Below are 17,940 nucleotides of genomic sequence, written 5' to 3'. Positions count from 1 at the left end.
CCGCTACCGCAGGGAGCCCGTGAGGGGGCCGAGGAGGGTGGCGAGGGTGGTGAGGTCGCCGGCGGGCCACTGGGCGAAGACGTCGGCGGCGACCTGGCGGGCGGTGGTCCGCATCTCGGCGAGGCGTTCGCGGCCGGTCGGGGTGAGGGCGGCGTAGGCGACGCGGGCGTCGCGCGGGGCGGGCTCGCGGGTGACCAGGCCGATGCGTTCGAGCGGGGCGAGGCCGCGGGTGACGCCGGAGGCGGTCAGGCCGAGGGCCTCGGCGAGGTCGACGCGGCGCATGCGGCCGCCGGGGGCGTCGCCGAGGCGTAGGAGCATCGTGAAGTCGGAGAGGCTCACGCCGTGCAGGCCGCTGAGGCTCGCGTCGAAGCGCTTGACCAGCGTGGCCTGCGCGCGGACCAGGCGCAGGGCCGTGTCCAGGGGATCGGTGGTCGGTGCGTCGGGCTGTGGGGATGTCATTGCCACCTCCTTGAGCGCTCAAGTATATACCGGTGCTGAGCGGTCAAGGAGGTGGCGGAGGGGAGGGGGCTAGCTGGTGGCGGCGGCGCGGCGCCGGCGCTTGCCGAGGGGAGCCTGGGAGAGGTCCTCAGCCTGGGCGCGGAGGTTCTTGAAGCCGTAGCCGTGCTCGCTGAGCCAGGCCTCGGCGGCCTGTTCGGCGCGCTCGGTCGCGGCGAGGATGTCCTCTTCCTCCTCGCCGGAGTCCAGGAAGCGGAAGGTGAAGGCCGCCCGTGCGGTGAGGTCGTAGGCGAGGTGGCCCTCGCGGGTGAAGGCCGCCTGCAGGATGTCGTGCTCGGCGGCGTCGGCGAGGAGCTCGGCGCGCTGTTCGGGGCTCAGGCCGTCGAAGACGCCGCGCACCATGATGCGGAAGGTTCGAGTGGTCATCCTCCGACGATAGGCAGGACGGGCGGTCGGTGGCCACGGGATTCCGGTGGCCGCCGACCGCGGCGCACCGGGCCCGTCACGGTATCGGCAGCTCGCTGTGGTGGACGTGGTAGCCGCCCTCGACGACGGGGTTGAACGGGGCCGGGGCCATGCACGTGCCGGTTGTGCCGGGCCGGGGGCGGCCCTCGGAATCCAGGTCCGTGTTGACCACGCCCCACGAGAAGCCGCGCCGGTGGACTGCCTGGGACGGCCCGGGCGTCGACGGTGAACCGGATCTCGTCGTCGGGCGCGTAGTCGAACACGATGCGGCCGGATCCGCTGACGCTCGCCGGACGGGCGTGCGAGGCCGCGTCGACGCCCTGGGCGGGGACCGCGGCGGTCACGGTGGTGACGGCGAGCGCCGCGGCGGCTGCGGCGGTCGCGGTGCGGACGCGGGGGCGGAGGCGGGTGCGGGACATGGCGGGCTCCTCTCCTGCGGCGGCCCCTGCGGCCGCCGTTTCGATGCCCCAAGCCTGGCCGCCGCACCCCCTTCGAGGCATGTGCCGATCGGCAGGGATTCGGTCAGAGACTCCGTCACCAACCCTGCCGTTCGGCAGGGTTGGAGCCACGCGGCCGGCCCCTCAGGTCCGCGGGGGCAGCGGGGTGCAGACCCAGCCGGTGGCGATCGCGGCCGGCTCGGCACCGAGCGCCGCCAGCGTGAAGTCAGTGGTCAGCGCGCCGACGTCGGCGGCCTGCCGGACGAGGTAGTGGCTGCCGCCCGGGACCTCGTAGCGGGCGAGGTCCGGCACCACCTCGCGGGCCCGCAGGGCGTACTCCAGGGACCCGACCGCACTCGCCTCGCTGTGGTCGCGGGTGCCGTGGACGATCAGCACGCGCCGACCGGCGAGCTGGGCGATCCCGTCCCCGCTGGGCAGCCAGGGTGCGATGCCGGCCACGCCGGTGACGTTCGGGTGCCCGGCGCACCACAACGCGGCGCGCCCGCCCAGCGAGTTGCCGATCAGGACCACCGGGACCGGCCCGTACCGGCGTTCGAGCTCGTCGAGCGCCCAGCGGGTGTCCACGGCGGTGTCGGCGTCCGCGCCGTTCCAGCCGCTGTGGCGGTAGCGCAGCAGGTGCACGGCGACGCCGTGGGCGCGTCCGCGCTCGGCGAGTCCGGCGGCCAGGTCGCGCAGGCCGAGTTCGGCGATCCGCAGCGGACCGCCGTGCCCGCGGACGAACCCGCCCGGCAGCAGCAGCGCGACCCCGCGCACCGGGCCTCCGGGCGCGTCCCCGGCACCGCCCGCGGAACCCGCGGACCCGATCGCGGACCCGGTGGAGTCCTCGCCCCGCCATGACGTCAACCGTGCGGCACGAAGCCCCCGCTGCTTACGGAAAACGCGCATCCCTCCTGGTGCCTGTCGGCGGATTCTACGGTTCCGCGACCGGGTCGTGGTGGGTGAGCAGCGACCACAGCACCCAGCCGGTGACCCGGGTGCGGACGACCATGACCTGGGCCCAGCGGGCGCCGAGCGGCGACGTCCAGGTGTCCACGACCTCGACGCGGTCCCCGTGGCGGGCGAGGCCGAGCACGGTGTCGCCGCCGGAGTGGTCGAGCCGGACGTTCGCGGCGTTCGCGGAGACCTCCCACCACCCGCTCCCGACCTCGGGCGGGTGCGGGCCGTCGGCGACGGCGGCGGGGACGAGCAGGATCGTCAGGGAGAGGACGGCCGCCGTGGCCCGGCCGATCAGGGCCACGGGAGCCCCGGCGCGGCGTTGTGCGCGGGCGGAGGGGAACATGTGAAGAAGGAGGGGGGCATGTACAGCAGAACGAGCCGACCCTTCGCGTGCACACTGATTCGGCGCGACGCTCACCCGGTTGGCGGAACGGTCGGGGTGTGGCATCGAGCCCGTGCGGCGGACAAGCCGCCTGCTTCGTCACGCAGTCGGTCAGTCGGTCAGTCGGTCAGTCGCCCAGTCGGTCAGTCCGGTCAGTCGGTCGCGAGGACGCGACGGAGGGCGGCGCGCCCGGCCGGGCCCCACGTCGCCTTGCCGCCGGGGAGGCCGCGTTCGCCGGCGCGGCCGATGTCGACGAGGGAGAGGCCTCGCAGGAGCGCCCAGCCGCGGGCCCGACGGAGCGTCGCCGGGTCGGCGTCGGGGTAGCCGCGGAGGAAGTCGGCGAGCGCGCCGTCGGGCAGGAGGAGCCAGGCGGCGGAGAGGTCGGTGGCCGGGTCGCCCGCGCACAGGTCGCCGAAGTCGATCACCCCGGCGAGCGTGCCGTCGGCGGTGACCGCGTTCGCCGGGTGGAGGTCGCCGTGCAGCCACACCGCGGGGCCGTGCCAGACCGGGGCCGCGAGGGCGTCCTCCCAGGCGGCCCGGACCTCGGTGGTGGCCAGGCCGGTCGGGGCGACGGCGCGGAAGCGCTCCTCGAACTGCCCCTCCACCACGGCGAGGTCGACTCCCCGCAGGAGATTGGCCGGGGCGTCGGCGGGCGCGGGCCGGTGCAGCGCCCGGAGGAAGGCGGCCAGCCGCGCGGCGGCGTCGGCCGGGCGCTCGATCGGGGCGCGGTCGAGCGGTTCGCCGGGAACCCACTCGACGACTGTCCACGGGTGCGGGAAGCGTCCGGAGGGCTCTCCGGCCCGCACCGGGCGGGGCACGGGCAGCGGCAGCCGGTCGGTCAGTGCGGGCAGCCACCGCCACTCCTTGCGCAGCAGCGCGGGAGCGTCCGGGGTGCGTGGCATCCGCACGGCCAACTTGTCCCCGAGGCGCCACACTTGGTTGCTCCAGCCGCCCGGGACGCGCCGCAGCGGCAACTCGGCGAGGTCCGGGTGCTGGGCGCGGAGGAGGGCGCGCAGCAGCGGCTCGTCGATGGGGTGGCCGTCCATGGGCGGTCCTCGCTTCGCTGTCGGCCGGGGTGCGGCGATCGTCCAGTATGGCGCCGGGCGCCCGGGGCGTGGCGCCGAGGTGGCCGCGGGGGAGAGGGGGCGGGCCGCCCCGGGGCGTCAGCGGTCCGTCGGTTCCCGGAGGTCGAGTCGGAACAGGTGGGCGCTGTGCGTCGGCGCGTAGCCGAGTGCGTCGTTGACGCGACGCATGGACGGGTTGGCGTCGGCGGTGTCGGCGAGCAGGCCGGTGAGGCCGGGGTGGCGCTCGCGGACCTGCCGGACGGCCGCGGCCTTCATCCACAACGCCAGCCCGCGGCCCCGGTGTTCGGGCAGGATGCCGGTGCCGTAGTGCTGCGCGTCGCCGGTGCCGTCGGTGGGGACGACGAGTTCGGTGAACCCGGCGACCGAGCCGTCCGCCGTGTCGACCGCGACGACGGTGTGGAGGTGCTCTCCCCGCTCCGCTACGGCCGCGGCGACCTCGCGCACCCGTGTCACGTCCCACTCGACCGTGCCGAAGTCGACGCCGTTCATCGGCATGTCGTCCATGGCGCGGCGGGAGCGGGCGAACGTGGCGGCGAGGCCGTCAGGGACCGTGCCGTCCCAGGACGTCAGCCGGTACCCGGGGTGCGGGCGGTCGACGATCGCGGCGAGGGCGGCGTCGTCGGTGTCGGCGAGGGCCAGGCGCGCGTAGGTGAGGGTCAGGGCGCGCCGGAAACCGCGGGCGCGCAGGAACGCCTCACCCGGGGAGTCGGCGTCGGCCTGGGCGATGACGCTGCGCCGGCTGTCGGCGCGCGCCGCGGTGACGGCCGCGTCGAGGAGCGCGGAGCCGGTGCCCCGGCGGCGCTCCACGGGGTGGACGTGCAGTTGGAGCTCGGCGAGGTGGCGCTGACCGTCCCGGGCCGGGAGGCGCAGGAAGGCCGAGCCCACGGGTGTGTCCCCGGCGTCCGATGCCAGCCAGGCGAGGCGGCGGGCGGACGGGCCGGTGGCGGGATCGATCAGGGCGGTGATGCGGACGGGCACGGTGGATCGGCTCCTGGGAGGGGCGGCGGCCGGGTGACGGTAGCCGGGCCGGGGGCGGGCGGCAACGGGATTTCGTCCGTCGAGAGGGGGAGGCTCCGCGGTGGGGCCGTGCCCGAATCGGTCGGGAACGTGCGGAATCGACGGGGCGGCGATCCGGCGGAGATCCGTTCCCGGTCCGAAAACCCCTGCGCCGAGGTCGTTCGTCGGGATACGGTCCGCCGGTGAACGATGGCAGGGGTGTGGCAGGTCAGGTGGGGGCGGCGCTCGTGTTGGCGCTGGCCGTCGTGGCGGTGGTGGTGTTCGTGCAGGGGCGGGAGGAGACCGCGGTGCCGACCGCCAAGCCCGCCGCGTGCGCGCCGCCGAAGGACACGGACGCACCCGGGTATCCGGCGCTGTGCGCCGCGCTCAACCGCCCGGACCTGCCCGTACTGGTCGGGGCGCCCGGCGAGCACGCCCTGGGTGCGAACTCGGCGGGCTTCGTGAGTTCGTCCGCCGAGGACGGGAAGGGACACGACCCGGCGGCCGAGGTGCAGTTGGACTCCTACGTCGTGCGCGTCACCGACAACGGCGACCTCTCGCTGCGCACCTTCACCGACCTCCTGGCCCCGACGGCGTCGCCCGGCGTGGTCCTCGGCCATCCGGCGGTGGCGTTCGCGGACCACACGACGTCGATCGTCTTCAACGGCAGGACCACCACCACGGGCACCGGCGGCATCGCGCGGCACCTCGTCGTCGCCAAGGGCCCTCAGGCGGAGGCCGGTTCGTACGAGGTCGCGGTCTGGCGGCAGGGCGACGGGGCCGTGGACGACGCGGCGGTGCTGCGGGTGGCCGAGGCGGTGCTGCCCGCGCTCCAGGGGTGGGTACCGGCGCAGCCGTAGCGGCGTTCAGCTCAGGAGCCACGCGCGGGTCAGGGCGAGAACCTCCTCGCGACTGCGCGGGCCGTCGTCGGCGGCGACGAAGTGGTTGCCGATGCGGGTGGAGAGGCTGATCAGGCAGCGCATCTCGACCTCGCCCTCGTCGGGGCAGAACTCCCGGTACAGCGTGCGCATGTAGGCCATGCGCCGGTTGTCGACGCGCCGGAGGCGCTCGGCGACGGACGGGTCGCGACGGGCCCAGTCGCGGACAGCGAGTTCGGTGGAGATGTCGGTCAGCGCGTCGCCGGGGGCGGAGGCGATCGCGTGGAGGCGGGTGAGCTTGGCCCGGGCGTCACCGCCGCCGCGCTCGATCTCGTCGATCACGTTGCCGGCGACGGCGTGCTCCCAGGTGTCGAGCATCTCGGCGAGGAGGGCGTCCCGGTTGCGGAAGTAGCCGTAGAAGCCGCCCTTGGTGACGCCCAGTGACTGTGCGAGGACCTCGACGCGCACGGCGTCGGGCCCGCCCGCGGCGAGCGCCCGGAGGCCTTCGACGATCCACGCCTCGCGCGGTGTGCGGGGGTTGGCCACGGGGGTGTCTCCGTTCGCGCGACGTCCTGCGACCCCGGTCTATACGTTGCCGTATAAACGGGTCTAGCCTGCTTGTATACGGCATCGTATAGACAGGGCGTCCGGACCGGGCGCCCGGACAAGGGGCCGGCACGTGAGACTCCCCAGTACCGCGCACACCTCGCGCCCGTGGCGGATCCACGAGATCGCCCGGGACTTCCGGGTCGAGGACGTGTGGGCGCTGCCCACGCCGGGCGGACCCGACGACCTCCCGTACCTGGTGGGACAGTTCACCGACGGGGAGGGGCCCGGGAAGGCCGGCTCCTCGCTCGTGTACCGCGCGCTCTTCGCGATCCGGTCGCAGCTCGGGCGCCTGCTGCGCCTGGACGACGCGGATGGTGGCGTGGGCGCACGGGTGCCGTCGCTGCGCGACCGGCTGCCGGCGGACCTGCTCGCGGCGCCGCGCGGGCCGGATTCGGACTCGCTGCCGTTCCGGTCCGTCTACCTGCTGCCCGACGAGTGGGCGGCCGAACTGGCGAACCGGACGGTGCACGCCGTGCTGCACCTCGGCTGGGTCCCGGACGGCACGGGCGGGTACCGAGGGCAGATGGCCGTGCTGGTGAAGCCCAACGGCCTGCTCGGCGCCGCGTACATGCTGGGCATCAAGCCGTTCCGGTACGTCGCGGTGTACCCGGCGCTCCTGCGGTCGATCGGGCGCAGGTGGGAGGAGACGGCGGGGCAGCGGCGGTAGCGGGCGTGCTGCGCAGGGAGTCAGGCCGGGCGACCTCCCGCGCAGCACGCGGTCCGCGCGCTACTTGGCGGCGGCCTGCACCTTGTCGAGCTGCTTCTTGACCAGCGCCTGCTCCGGCAGGCCGGGGTCGGCGAGCGCGGAGTCGGAGACCAGGGTCAGCACGTCCCCGGTGTGCGTGACGACGTAGCCGCGCGCCTCGCAGAGCACCTTGGCGCAGTCGTCGGCGGTGAACGTGGCGTTGAGGGCGAGCGTCGCCTCGCCGACCGCCGGGGCGGTGGCCTTGGCGAAGGTGACCTTCACCGGGGCCCCGCCCGCGCCGGTCGCGGTGAACGACGCGCACCCGGCGACCGCGCTGTCGGCGGCGGTCAGCGCCTTCGCGGCCTGGCCGGCGCCGAGCTGGGTGAGCTGGACGAAGGTGAACTCGCGGCCGTTGGGCCCGTAGTACACGCCGGTGGCGGACGGCGCCGGGGTGGCCGCGCTGCCGTTGTCGACGAGGTCGAGCAGCGGCTGGCAGGCGGGCTTCCCGGCGGTGAGCCGGTGGTCGGGCCGGGTCGGGCCGAGGGACGAGCGCTGAGCGTCGGCCTTGAGGTCGGCGGTGGTGAGCAGGGACTTGACGAGCTGGTCCTGCGTCAGGGCCTTGGCAGCGGTCGGTGCCTTGGTGCCGGTGGCGGCGGTGGTCGACGCCGCGGAGGCGGACGTGGCCGCCGTGGTGGCGGTGGTGCCGCCGGACTTGTCGTCGTTGGGCCCGCAGGCTGCGGCGAGCAGGGCGAGCGGGACGAGGACGCCGGCGGCGACGGACGTGCGCAGAGAACGCATGGCAGGTATTCCCCCGAATACGCGTGTGCAGGGCGTGGCCAGTCGGCCGACTGACAGTCGATCAAGCTAGCGCATGCCGCCGACGGTGCCGACGGCGGCGGCGGGAGTTCCGCGGAGCGCCCGTCGTCACGCAGAGCGACGGCCGCGGCCACCACGTCCGTCGTCACGCCGGGTGACGACAGCGGCCCCGGAGCGCTGATCTGACCCCGCAGACCGGTTGTGTCAGGCTGGTGGGGGAGCACCGCCGAAACCGGGAGGCTCGTGATGGCCGAGATCAGGGTCAACGGGATCTCGCTGCACTACGAGGCCCGTGGCGAGGGGCCGGGCGTCGTCCTGGTGCACGGCTCCTGGAGCGACGGCGACACGTGGGCGCACGTCGTCCCCGGCCTGGTCGGGTCGACCACCGTCGTCACCTACGACCGCCGGGGCCACAGCCGCAGCGAGGACCTGCTCACCCAGGGCTCGGTGCACGAGGACGCGGCCGACCTGGCCGGCCTGATCCAGGGCCTCGGCCTCGCCCCGGCGTTCGTCGCCGGGGACTCCTACGGTGCGCTGGTCACCCTGCGGCTGGCCGCCGCCCGCCCCGACCTCCTGCGCGGCATCGCCGTCCACGAGCCGCCCGGCACCGGCATCCTGCTCGCCGACCCGGACCTGCGCCCGATCGGGACGGCCTTCGCGGACCGGATCGCCGCCGTCCGCGAGCTGCTGGAGCAGGCCGAGTCGGCCGCGGCGGCCGAGCTGTACGTCGACACCCTCGCCTTCGGCCCCGGCGCCTGGTCGCAGCTGCCGGCGCCCGTGCGGCACACCTACGTCCGCAACGCGCCCACCTACCTGGACGAGCTGCGCGACCCGGACGCCCTGGACCTCGACCTCACCGGCCTCGCCCGCTACGGCGACCCGGCGCTGCTCACGCAGAGCGACGACAGTGCGCCGATGTTCGGAGAGGTACTGGACCTGATCGACCTCACCCTGTCGAAGGCGGAGCGCCACCTGTACAAGGGCGCCGGTCACGCTCCGCACCTGTCGCAGCCGGAGGAGTGGGTGCGGGTGGTGCTTCCGCGGGCGCTGCTGTGACACACCTGTTGCGGGACGGGTGAGGTCCTACGGGCGTGCCCCCGCCAGCTCCTCGCCGCGCGGCGTCCGCCGGTACAGCACCTCCCGGCCGCTGCGCACCCGGCTCACCAGTCCCGACCGGTGCAGCACGCCCAGGTGGTAGGAGACCGTGCCCGCGCTCAGGTGGTGCCGGTCCGCCAGCATCGCCGTCGTGGCCGGGCCGACCAGGGCCGTGAGCAGGTCCGCCCGGGTCGGGCCGAGCAGTTGGGCCAGGGCCCGGCTGGGCTCCAGGCGGGCCACCCGGCGGTCCGCGACCGGGTACATCAGCGTCGGCGCGCGGTGGACGCCGTCGATCGGATCCAGGATGACGTGGATCTCGCGGGTCACCAGCGTCGGCATCAGCAGTACCATCCGGGCCGGCAGCGCCACCGTGAACCGGCTCTCCAGCTCGATCCGCCCCTGCGCCCAGGAGAGCTGCGGCGCGAGGGAGTTGATCAGGGCTCCGGTGCCGTACCGGGCGAGGAAGCGGCCCCGCCGGTCGATCTCGGCGTCGATGACCGCGCGGGCGTCCGGCCAGTACGGCGCGATCGCGAGCTCCCAGTAGCGGCCCAGTTCGTCCGCCGCCCGGTGCGCGAAGTACTTCGCGCCGCGGTCGATCGCCCGCTCGACGACCTCCGGCAGCGGACGGCCCATCAGGCCGGCCTCCGGGCGGCCGTACCGGACGGTCAGCAGCTCGCCGAGGACCCGCTCCGGTGGCGTGGCGCGGACGGCCGCCAGCTGCTCCGCGACCTCGGGTGCCGGGCCGCTCGGGTGCGGCGACAGGAAGTCGGGCAGGTAGCCGCCGTCCGTGTCCAGGGCCAGCCCGGCGAGCAGGTCCAGCCGCTCCCGGCGCAGCACCCGCCGGGTGCGGCTCACCCAGGAGTACGGGCCGGTGCGGGACGTCAGCCCGGACGACATCAGCGTGTTGACCGCCTCGTGCAGCGGCGAGACGACGAACCGCGAGCGGGCCAGGCCGGTCGAGTCGATGGTGAGCGTGATCATCGGTGTCCTTCCCCCGTCGGACGGTTCCGCCGGCTCCGGGCGGTCCCGGACGGCGACGGCGCGGACCCTGCCGGCTGGATCGGATCGGAGCGGACCGGATCGGAGCAAACCGGAGCAGGCCGGAGCAGACCGGATCGGACCGCTCAGCGCCCCGTCCCGGGTGCCGACGTTTCGAACCTGCTCGAATCCTTGCAGGAATAGTCGCGCCGCGGTGCCCCCGCGGCACAAGCTCTTCCTCGACCGCGTCGGCGCGGACCGCCCGGACCACTGGCGGCGCGAGCCGGCACGCGGGCCATCCGGCACGGGGAAGGACGAACGAACATGACGAGAACGCGCGGCCGCGTCGCCGCCCTGCTGGGCGCCGTCGCGGTGGTCGCCGGGACGACGCTGGGCTCCCCGGCGGTCGCCGCCGCGGGTGGAGCGGGCGGCGGGCTCACCGGGCAGGCGCCCTGCGCGGGCATCCCCGGCTTCACCTGCGGCACGCTCACCGTCCCGCTCGACCACGGCGGCGACACCCCGGGCACCCTCGACCTCCAGGTCGCCGTCGGCGGCAACACCGACGCGCCCAAGGGCGATCTGCTGTTCCTCACCGGCGGTCCCGGCCAGCCCGGCGTCCCGCTGGTCAACCGCATCGCGGGCCGGCTGGCGCCGGTGCTCAAGGACTACCGCCTGGTGATGTTCGACCAGCGCGGCACCGGCGGCAACGCCCTCCAGTGCCCGGAGCTCCAGGAGCAGATGGGCGCCTCCGACCTCGCCCCGCCCACCCCGAAGGCCGTCACCGACTGCGCGGCCGCGCTCGGCCCGAACCGGCGGTTCTACGGCACCGCCGACACCGTCGCCGACATCGACCAGCTGCGCCGCGCCCTCGGCGACAGGCGCCTCACGCTGGACGGTGTCTCGTACGGCACGTTCACCGCCGAGCGGTACGCGATGGCGCACCCCGCGCACGTCGCCCGGCTGGTGCTGGACTCCGTGGTGCCGCAGCAGGGCTACGACCCGCTCGACCCCGTTCCGCTGAAGGCCACCGCCCGGGTGCTCACCGCCGCCTGCGCGGCCACCGGGTGCACCACCGACCCGGCCGCCGACCTCGCGGAGACGGTCCGCCGCTACCACGACGGGCCCGACGTGCTCGACGCGATCACCAGCTTCGAGTTCGTCGACCCGGACTACCACGGGGTCCCGGAGGCGCTGCACGAGGCCGCGGCCGGGCGGCCCGCAAGGCTCCAGCGTTACATCGACGGCGCGCACCAGGGCAACGCGGCGCCCGCCGAGTTCCTCAGCCAGGGCCTGCACGCGAGCACCCTGTGCGCCGACGGGCACTTCCCGTGGGGCACCTCCGACACCCCGGTCGAGGGGCGGGCGGCCGCACTGGCCGAGGCGGGGGACGAACTCACCCCCGAGGAGACCTGGCCGTTCGACCCGGCCACCGCGACCGGGACGGGCACCCTGCTCACCTGCCTGGACTGGCCGCAGGAGGAGGTGCCGGCGACGCCGTCGGAGCACCACCGGCTGCCGAACGTGCCGGTGCTGCTGCTCGGCGGTGACCGTGACCTGTCCACGCCGCTCGCCTGGACGTACCAGGAGGCGGCGATGGCGCACGACCCGCGCGTCGTCGTCGTCCCCGGGGCGGCGCACGGGGTCCAGACCCGGGCGACCAGCGAGATCGGGCGGCAGGCGGTGTACGACTTCCTGCTCGGCGGCTGAGCCGCGGGGCAGGGGATCCCGGACCGTTCCGCGCGGGGGGCGGAACGGTCCGGGCCGGCCGTCGTGGCCTTACGCGCCCCAGCCGTCGTCGGGCGTGGCGCGGTCGGGCTCGGGGCAGTCGGGGTGGTCGTAGCCCCACAGGCCGACCTTGTTCAACAGCCAGTCGTCGGAGGGCGGTTCGCCGGAGCGGTCGGAGCCTTCGCCTTCCGCGAGGACGAACGCGACCCTGATGTCCTCGGCCGGCGCCACCTCCAGGGTGCGCTGGCCCGGGATGTTCTCGTACGTCACCGTCTCCCACCTGCAGCCGGCCGCGGTGAGCGCGGCGACCAGCGCGGATTCCGTGACGTACGTGTCGACGGTGCGCAACCCGCCCTTGGGCAGCGGGAGTTCGAGCTCGCCGTGCCAGGCCGGGAGCGAGAGCGAGCGCAGCCGGCGGCAGCTGCAGAACACCGTCCACGCGTCGCCCCAGCCGAAGGCGTGCGGCCAGCGCGTGTCCTTGTGGATCCGCCCGCAGTCGTACGGATCGCCGTAGCGGGCGGCGAGTTCGGGCAGTGGGGCGTCGTAGCGCAGCGGGCCGAGGCCGCCGGTGGCGGCCAGCTCGGTGAGGCCGGTGAGGAACTCCGTCACGCCAGGCACCCGCGGACCGCCTGGATCAGCCGGGTGGCGCGGGCGTCGCCGTGGCCGATCATCCGGTTCGCCACGTACGCGAAGCCGATGCCGAACTCGTCGTCGCCGAAGGCGAACTGGCCGCCGGCGCCGTCGTTGCCGAAGCTCCGCGGGCCGTACAGCGGGCGGAACGCCGGGGAGTCCAGGAGGACGCCCGAGCCCCAGCGGGCGCCCATGTCGAAGCCCAGGAAGCCCGCGCCGGAGGAGACTTCGCGTACCGCGTCGGTCACGGTGTCGCGCGACAGCAGGCGCTCGCCGCCCTCGAGGCCGGTGACGGCCGCCGCGTACAGGGCCGCGAGGCCGGTCGCGGAGGCGACCGCGCCCGCGCCCGGGAGCTCGATCGCGTGCAGGGCCGGGTCGTTCCAGCCGTGCGGCGCGTCGAGGCCGGGGAAGACGAGGGCGCCGTTCATCGTCACGATCCGGGTGAGCAGGTGCTCCGGACCGGGCATCGGCCGTCGGCCGTCGGCCTCCACCAGACGCGCCAGGTGCGGGAGTTGCTCCTCCGGAAGGCCGATCCAGACCGGCAGGCCGCCGAGCGGCCCGGCGATCTCCTCGCGCAGGAAGGCGCCCGGGGTGAGGCCGGTGATCCGGCGGATCACCTCGCCGACCGCGAAGCCGAGCACGTGGCCGTGGTACTCGTACGCGGTACCCGGCTCCCACAGCGGCGGCTGCTCCTCGATCGCCCGGACGACCGGCTCCCACGCGGCGATCTCCTCGAACGGGAGCACGGCGTCGAGCGCGGGCAGGCCGGCCCGGTGGCCGAGGACCATGCGGGTGGTGATGTCCTGCTTGCCCTTCCGCGCGAACTCCGGCCAGTAGCGGGCGATCGGGGCGTCGAGGTCGAGCCGGCCGCGCTGCGCGAGGAGGTGCGCGGCGATGCTCACGGCACCCTTGGCGACGGAGAAGACCGGGACGACCGTGTCCCGCGTCCAGGCCCGGCCGGTGCGCTCGTCGGCGGTGCCGCCCCACAGCTCGACGACCTTGCGCCCGCCCGAGTAGACCGTGACGGCGGCGCCGAGCTCGGGGAACTCGGCGAAGTTGCGGGCGAACTCGTCCGCGACGGGGCCGAAGCGCTCGTCGGCCCAACCCTCGTACTGCTGCATGGTGCCCCTCGTCGTACGGCCAAGATCGTCTACGGATCCACCGTACGGGAGGCGGCGTGCGGGTGCGACGGGTTTGTCGGGAGTGGGGCGGACGGGGCTCGGTGGGTGGTGCGGGCGCCGCTGGGCGTGCGGCGCTGGGCGTGCGGCGCTAGGCGTGCGGCGCTGGGCGTGCGGCGCTAGGCGGTGCGGCCGGTGACGTAGAACGGTTTCATGTCGACGACCGTCGAGGTCGCTACGTGCCCCAGCCCCTCGTGGGCGGCGTTGGTGAGCAGGCCGGGGTCGGCCTCGGCGTGCTCGGCGAACAGGCCGCCGAGGTTGCGCGCGCGGGCGTACTCGGCCTTCGCGTGGACCGAGCGCGGGGTGTCGAGGGAGACGTAGACGCCGCTGGTGGGGCTGTGGAGGAAGTCGGCGTCGGCGGTGGTGTCCGTGTACAGCTCGAAGCCGTTGCGCCCCCGGCCGCGTTCGAGGTCCAGGAAGTTGCGCAGCACGTCGGCGAAGTGGCTCACTCCGGGCCGGAAGGACCCGACGACCTCGCCCGGGCCGGCGTCGTACGGGCCCTTCAGGGGCGAGACGCGGTCGATCCGGGCCCGGCGGGCGTTGCGCGTGGTGGTGGCGTAGCCGAGGTGGATGCGGGTGGACTGCACGCGGGCCTCGTCGACGAGGTACGTGACGGCTCCGTCGATGCTGTCCGCCAGGGGGCCCGCCGGGTCGTGGTGCAGCGCCGTGTGGTGTCCGAGGCCGGGGGACCAGGGGCTGCCGAAGGCGTCGAAGGACATCACGTCGAAGCGCTCGGCGCCCTCCTCGACCAGGACGGGGACGTTCACCGCCTTGAGCTGGGCGACGGCGGCGGGCACCGCGACGGCGATCGTCGCGGGCAGGCCGGCCGCGGACAGGGCCGACCTGGTCTCGCCGACGAGCGCGGCGTAGTCGGTGGCTTCCTTGCCGAGGCCGGGCCAGCGCCAGTCGAGGTGGAGCGTGGAGAACATGGGGAACTGTTCCAGGAGTTCGACCACGGACCGGGCGAACCGCTTCCGCGCGGCGGGGTCGGGCACGAGGTGACGGAACGCCTGGCTCAGCTCCCAGCCGCCGACGTGCAGGCCGACGGTGAGGGCCGGGTCGCGGTCCTTGAGGCGCCGTGCGGCACCCAGCAGTCCCTGCGCCTTCCGTTCGTCGAAGAGGTCCCGGTAGTCGTTGGAGACCCAGCCCCCGAAGCCGTACCCGTGATAGGCGGCGACCGCGCTCCACGGGTCGACGAAGACCACCGCGCCGCGCTCGGCGTCGGGGATCCCGAAGTCCAGCGCTGCCTGGGCGGTGGCGGCGGCCAGCCCGCCCTGGTCGCCGACGAGGCCGACGAGGCCGAGGACGATCTCGTCGAACGCGCCGGGTGCGGCGTCGAGCCGCGTGAGGTCGGCGCCCGGACCGCCGTCCTGGACTCCACGGCCGTCCGGGTCGTCGGGGGCTTCGTTCAGGCGGGCGTCGTAGGCCCACGAGGTGTCCAGGAACCCGGACACGGTCTGGGCGCCGTTGCGGCGGTAGGAGTTGAACACCGGCCTGGCCACCCGGCAGGGGGTGTGGGACAGCCGGCTGTCCGCCGTCGCCGGGTCGAAGCCGTTCCGCGCGTAGGTCCGCTCGGCCGCGCCGACGGCCCGTCCGTCGAGACCGGGGTCGAACGGGTGCACCAGCTCGCTCATGACGTGTTCTCCCTCCGGGGGGCGGCCGTCGCGGACGATGCCCGCACCGGCGCCGGGCGTGACCGTACCCGTGCAGACTATGGGGGAACCGGGCGGAGCGAGGGACTTCCGCCGAACCGGTTGACGGGCCGCCGACACCATGGACCCGGACGTACCCGGTCGTGCGGGCGGCTCCGGGGCCGGTGTCGCCGTGGCGGCTACGGCGGCGGCGCCAGGATGGCGGTGATCACCCGGTCCAGTGAACGCTCGAAGGCGGTGGACGGGTCCGGGGGCGGGCCGGGAGCGGTGAAGGCCTGGGCCAGGTGCGGGTACTCGCCGCTCATCGCCGCCTGGGCGAGGTAACCGGCCAGCTCCGCCTGCCACTTGGCCCCGGCCGCAGCCGTCCGCTCGTACTGGGCGAACTGGCAGACGAACCCGTTGAACAGTGCCATCGCCTCCATCCGCGCACCGCCGCCGAGGCCCGTCGGGGCGGTGACGGCGAGGAAGTGGTCGGTGTAGCGCAGTGCGTTCGGGCCGATGCCGGGGCGGGCGAGGACGAGGCCGGGCAGCCACGGGTGGCGGCGGAAGATCGCGAGCTGCTGCCGGGCGAGGGCGATCAGGTCCGTCCGGCAGTCACCGCCGGGCGCGGGCGGGAGCTCGTACTCGCCGGCGGTGGCGTCGAGCATCAGGTCGAGGAGGTGCTCCTTCTTCGGCACGTAGTTGTAGAGGGACATCGTGCCCGCGCCGAGGGCGGCGGCGACGCGGCGCATCGAGACGGCGTCCAGGCCTTCGGCGTCCGCGATGGCGATCGCGGCGGCGGCGATGGACGCGCGGCTGTGGGCGGGCCGGGGGCCCCGGCCGGTGCGCTCGGGGCGCAGCCAGATCAGCTCGGGCGCGTCGGGGGGCGTCGGCGTCGCGGATTCGGGCGCGGGTCCGCCCGCGTTCCGGGGCGCGTTCTCGGTCCCGGTCGGCTGCTGCCCGGGTTCGTCTGGGCTGGTGGGGCGCTTGCTGGACGGCACTGGAAGATCACCTCGCCCATCCATCTTAGATACGTACGGCGTACGTAGTACGATGGGCCCGCACGTGCTTCTACGTACGCTGTACCTAGAGAAGGATGGAGACAGCCGTGTCCGACCGCTCCGACCGCCGCGGGCTCGCCATCGAGATGGCGGGCGTCGTGAAACGCTTCGGCGCCACCGAGGCCCTGCGCGGCCTCGACCTCACCGTCCCCGCGGCCACCGTCTGCGGCCTCCTCGGCCCCAACGGCGCCGGCAAGACCACCGCCGTCCGCGTCCTCGCCACCCTCGTCGCCCCCGACCGCGGCACCGCCCGGGTCGCCGGGTTCGACGTCGCCCGCGAGTCCGAGGCCGTCCGGCGCGCGATCGGCCTGGCCGGGCAGCACGCCGCCGTCGACGAGGGCATCACCGGGCGCGACAACCTGCACCTGTTCGGCCGGCTGCACCACCTCGGCGGCCGCCGGGCGCGCGCCCGGGCCGACGAACTGCTCGACCGTTTCGGCCTCGCCGAAGCCGGCGACCGGCTCGTCCGCACCTACTCCGGCGGCATGCGCCGGCGCCTCGACCTGATCGCCAGCCTCGTCACCAGTCCGCCGGTGCTCTTCCTCGACGAGCCCACCACGGGGCTCGACCCGCGCAGCCGCCAGGAGATCTGGGACACCGTCAAGGAGCTGGCCGACGACGGCACCACCGTGCTGCTCACCACCCAGTACCTGGAGGAGGCCGACCGGCTCGCCGACGAGATCGTCGTCGTCGACCACGGCGCCGCGATCGCCACCGGCCCGCCGGCCCGGCTCAAGGCGAAGATCGGCAGCCGGGTGTCCGTCACCATCGCGGATGCGTCCCAACTGGGCTCCGCCGCCGTCCTGCTGTCCCGGCTGTCCGGCGGGGACGCGCAGGTGGACGTCGCCGAGCGCCTGGTCACGGTGGTGACACCGCCGGGCGTCGACGTCCTGCTCCCGTCGTTGGTGCGGGAGTTGGACGGGCAGGGCGTCGTCGCGCAGGACGTCGCGGTCCGGGCGCCCTCGCTGGACGACGTGTTCCTCGCGCTCACCGAAACCCGCACCACCGACCTGAGGAGGGTCGGCTGATGGCCGCCACGTACGCGGGTCCGGTGGCCGCCGGACCGTCCCGGCTGGTCGCCGACACCGGGACGTCGATGCTCCGCATCCTGCTCAACTACCGGCACTCGCCGGGCTTGTTGGCCGCCTCGCTGGGCGTGCCGGTGATCATGGTGGTGGTCTTCGGCTACGTCTTCGGCAGTGCCGTGCAGGTGCCGGGCGGGGGCGACTACCGGGAGTTCCTGATGCCCGGCCTGTTCGCCATGGTCGCCACCAACGGCATCATGCCCACCATGGTCGGCGCCGCCCGTGACGTCGGGCGCGGGGTCACCGACCGGCTGCGCTCGATGCCCGTCTCGCGCACCGGGCTCCTGCTCGGCCAGACCCTCGCCGACCTGCTGGTCAGTACCGTCGTGCTCGCGCTGCTGGCGGCCGTCGGGCTGGCCGCGGGCTGGCGCGTCCGGCACGGATTCGCCGACGCGGCGGGGGCGTTCGGACTGCTGCTGCTCTTCCGCTTCGTCATGACGTGGGTGGGGACGTGCCTCGGGCTCGCTGTCGGCAAGGAGGAGGCAGCCGGTCAACTCTCGGTCGCCGTCTTCCCGTTGGCGATGATCACCAACGCGTACGTGCCGACCGGCGGCATGCCGGGATGGCTGCGGGCCGTCGCCGACTGGAACCCGATCAGCGCGGTGGTCGAGGCGAGCCGGAGCCTGTTCGGCAACCCCTCCGCGCCCGGCGACGCCTGGCCGATGCAGCACGCCGTGCTCGCCACGCTGGTGTGGAGCGCGGCCCTGCTCGTGCTCTGCATGCCGCTCGCCGTACGGAAGTTCGCCACCCACGGGCGCTGAGGCGACGCGGGCTCCGAGGGCGTGAACACG

At 74.7% G+C, this 17,940-nt stretch carries 20 protein-coding genes; 6 read left to right on the top strand and 14 right to left on the bottom strand.

Annotated features, from left to right (window positions below):
* Positions 1-3: 3 nt before the first annotated feature.
* From AB0C76_RS20920 to AB0C76_RS20890, 7 genes are all read right to left on the bottom strand, one after another.
* The gene (locus tag AB0C76_RS20920) at positions 4-459 is read right to left on the bottom strand and encodes a MarR family winged helix-turn-helix transcriptional regulator (protein WP_359967327.1); all 456 of its coding nucleotides are present in this window, start codon (positions 457-459) and stop codon (positions 4-6) included.
* Positions 460-528: 69 nt separating this feature from the next.
* On the bottom strand, positions 529-882 hold the full coding sequence (locus tag AB0C76_RS20915; protein ID WP_359967324.1) for a DUF6204 family protein: 354 nt from the start codon (positions 880-882) through the stop codon (positions 529-531).
* Between the two features lie 76 nt (positions 883-958).
* The gene (locus AB0C76_RS20910) at positions 959-1,093 is read right to left on the bottom strand and encodes a hypothetical protein (protein ID WP_359967321.1); all 135 of its coding nucleotides are present in this window, start codon (positions 1,091-1,093) and stop codon (positions 959-961) included.
* A gap of 409 nt (positions 1,094-1,502) precedes the next feature.
* Positions 1,503-2,132 carry an alpha/beta hydrolase gene (locus AB0C76_RS20905; protein WP_359967318.1) on the bottom strand — a complete coding sequence of 210 codons (630 nt, stop codon included), beginning with the start codon at positions 2,130-2,132 and terminating at the stop codon, positions 1,503-1,505.
* 157 nt (positions 2,133-2,289) lie between these two features.
* Positions 2,290-2,658 carry a hypothetical protein gene (locus AB0C76_RS20900; protein ID WP_359967315.1) on the bottom strand — a complete coding sequence of 123 codons (369 nt, stop codon included), beginning with the start codon at positions 2,656-2,658 and terminating at the stop codon, positions 2,290-2,292.
* A 191-nt stretch (positions 2,659-2,849) separates the two neighbouring features.
* Positions 2,850-3,743, bottom strand: a complete 894-nt coding sequence (locus tag AB0C76_RS20895; RefSeq protein WP_359967313.1) for an aminoglycoside phosphotransferase family protein — start codon at positions 3,741-3,743, stop codon at positions 2,850-2,852.
* A 117-nt stretch (positions 3,744-3,860) separates the two neighbouring features.
* A complete protein-coding gene (locus AB0C76_RS20890; protein WP_359967310.1) occupies positions 3,861-4,760 on the bottom strand; it encodes a GNAT family N-acetyltransferase in 900 nt (299 codons plus the stop codon).
* Between the two features lie 221 nt (positions 4,761-4,981).
* On the opposite strand from AB0C76_RS20890, the gene AB0C76_RS20885 reads away from it, so the two are divergent.
* Positions 4,982-5,638, top strand: a complete 657-nt coding sequence (locus tag AB0C76_RS20885) for a DUF6215 domain-containing protein (protein ID WP_359967307.1) — start codon at positions 4,982-4,984, stop codon at positions 5,636-5,638.
* A gap of 6 nt (positions 5,639-5,644) precedes the next feature.
* On the opposite strand, the gene AB0C76_RS20880 is transcribed toward AB0C76_RS20885, so the two are convergent.
* Complete coding sequence (locus AB0C76_RS20880) at positions 5,645-6,202, bottom strand: TetR/AcrR family transcriptional regulator (RefSeq protein ID WP_359967304.1); 558 nt, start codon at positions 6,200-6,202, stop codon at positions 5,645-5,647.
* A gap of 133 nt (positions 6,203-6,335) precedes the next feature.
* On the opposite strand from AB0C76_RS20880, the gene AB0C76_RS20875 reads away from it, so the two are divergent.
* Positions 6,336-6,932 carry a DUF2867 domain-containing protein gene (locus AB0C76_RS20875; protein WP_359967301.1) on the top strand — a complete coding sequence of 199 codons (597 nt, stop codon included), beginning with the start codon at positions 6,336-6,338 and terminating at the stop codon, positions 6,930-6,932.
* Between the two features lie 60 nt (positions 6,933-6,992).
* On the opposite strand, the gene AB0C76_RS20870 is transcribed toward AB0C76_RS20875, so the two are convergent.
* Positions 6,993-7,748 (bottom strand): hypothetical protein, encoded by a 756-nt coding sequence (locus tag AB0C76_RS20870; RefSeq protein WP_359967298.1) that lies wholly within the window; start codon positions 7,746-7,748, stop codon positions 6,993-6,995.
* Positions 7,749-8,012: 264 nt separating this feature from the next.
* On the opposite strand from AB0C76_RS20870, the gene AB0C76_RS20865 reads away from it, so the two are divergent.
* The gene (locus AB0C76_RS20865) at positions 8,013-8,822 is read left to right on the top strand and encodes an alpha/beta hydrolase (protein WP_359967295.1); all 810 of its coding nucleotides are present in this window, start codon (positions 8,013-8,015) and stop codon (positions 8,820-8,822) included.
* Positions 8,823-8,849: 27 nt separating this feature from the next.
* On the opposite strand, the gene AB0C76_RS20860 is transcribed toward AB0C76_RS20865, so the two are convergent.
* On the bottom strand, positions 8,850-9,842 hold the full coding sequence (locus AB0C76_RS20860) for a winged helix-turn-helix domain-containing protein (RefSeq protein ID WP_359967292.1): 993 nt from the start codon (positions 9,840-9,842) through the stop codon (positions 8,850-8,852).
* A gap of 321 nt (positions 9,843-10,163) precedes the next feature.
* Here AB0C76_RS20860 and AB0C76_RS20855 point away from each other — a divergent pair, with 321 nt between their 5' ends.
* On the top strand, positions 10,164-11,546 hold the full coding sequence (locus AB0C76_RS20855; protein ID WP_359967289.1) for an alpha/beta fold hydrolase: 1,383 nt from the start codon (positions 10,164-10,166) through the stop codon (positions 11,544-11,546).
* A 69-nt stretch (positions 11,547-11,615) separates the two neighbouring features.
* Here AB0C76_RS20855 and AB0C76_RS20850 read toward each other — a convergent pair whose 3' ends face one another.
* From AB0C76_RS20850 to AB0C76_RS20835, 4 genes are all read right to left on the bottom strand, one after another.
* Positions 11,616-12,173: a hypothetical protein gene (locus AB0C76_RS20850; protein ID WP_359967286.1), complete on the bottom strand. Its 558-nt coding sequence runs from the start codon at positions 12,171-12,173 to the stop codon at positions 11,616-11,618.
* Complete coding sequence (locus AB0C76_RS20845) at positions 12,170-13,315, bottom strand: serine hydrolase domain-containing protein (protein WP_359967283.1); 1,146 nt, start codon at positions 13,313-13,315, stop codon at positions 12,170-12,172. Before AB0C76_RS20845 ends, AB0C76_RS20850 begins: the two co-directional genes overlap by 4 nt.
* A gap of 176 nt (positions 13,316-13,491) precedes the next feature.
* Complete coding sequence (locus AB0C76_RS20840; protein WP_359967280.1) at positions 13,492-15,006, bottom strand: glycosyl hydrolase family 18 protein; 1,515 nt, start codon at positions 15,004-15,006, stop codon at positions 13,492-13,494.
* Between the two features lie 197 nt (positions 15,007-15,203).
* On the bottom strand, positions 15,204-15,872 hold the full coding sequence (locus AB0C76_RS20835; RefSeq protein ID WP_359967449.1) for a TetR/AcrR family transcriptional regulator C-terminal domain-containing protein: 669 nt from the start codon (positions 15,870-15,872) through the stop codon (positions 15,204-15,206).
* Between the two features lie 278 nt (positions 15,873-16,150).
* On the opposite strand from AB0C76_RS20835, the gene AB0C76_RS20830 reads away from it, so the two are divergent.
* Both AB0C76_RS20830 and AB0C76_RS20825 read left to right on the top strand, forming a co-directional pair.
* Positions 16,151-17,092, top strand: a complete 942-nt coding sequence (locus AB0C76_RS20830) for an ATP-binding cassette domain-containing protein (protein WP_359967446.1) — start codon at positions 16,151-16,153, stop codon at positions 17,090-17,092.
* Entirely contained in the window at positions 17,092-17,910 is an 819-nt protein-coding gene (locus AB0C76_RS20825; RefSeq protein ID WP_359967277.1) for an ABC transporter permease, read from the top strand. The genes AB0C76_RS20830 and AB0C76_RS20825 overlap by 1 nt, the downstream gene beginning before the upstream one ends.
* Positions 17,911-17,940: the final 30 nt, after the last annotated feature.

Origin of the sequence: Kitasatospora sp. NPDC048722, assembly GCF_040650235.1 — a bacterium.
Taxonomy (GTDB): domain Bacteria; phylum Actinomycetota; class Actinomycetes; order Streptomycetales; family Streptomycetaceae; genus Kitasatospora.
The sequence above is the reverse complement of the archived record's forward strand: the minus strand, read 5'-3'. Positions and strand labels throughout refer to the sequence as shown.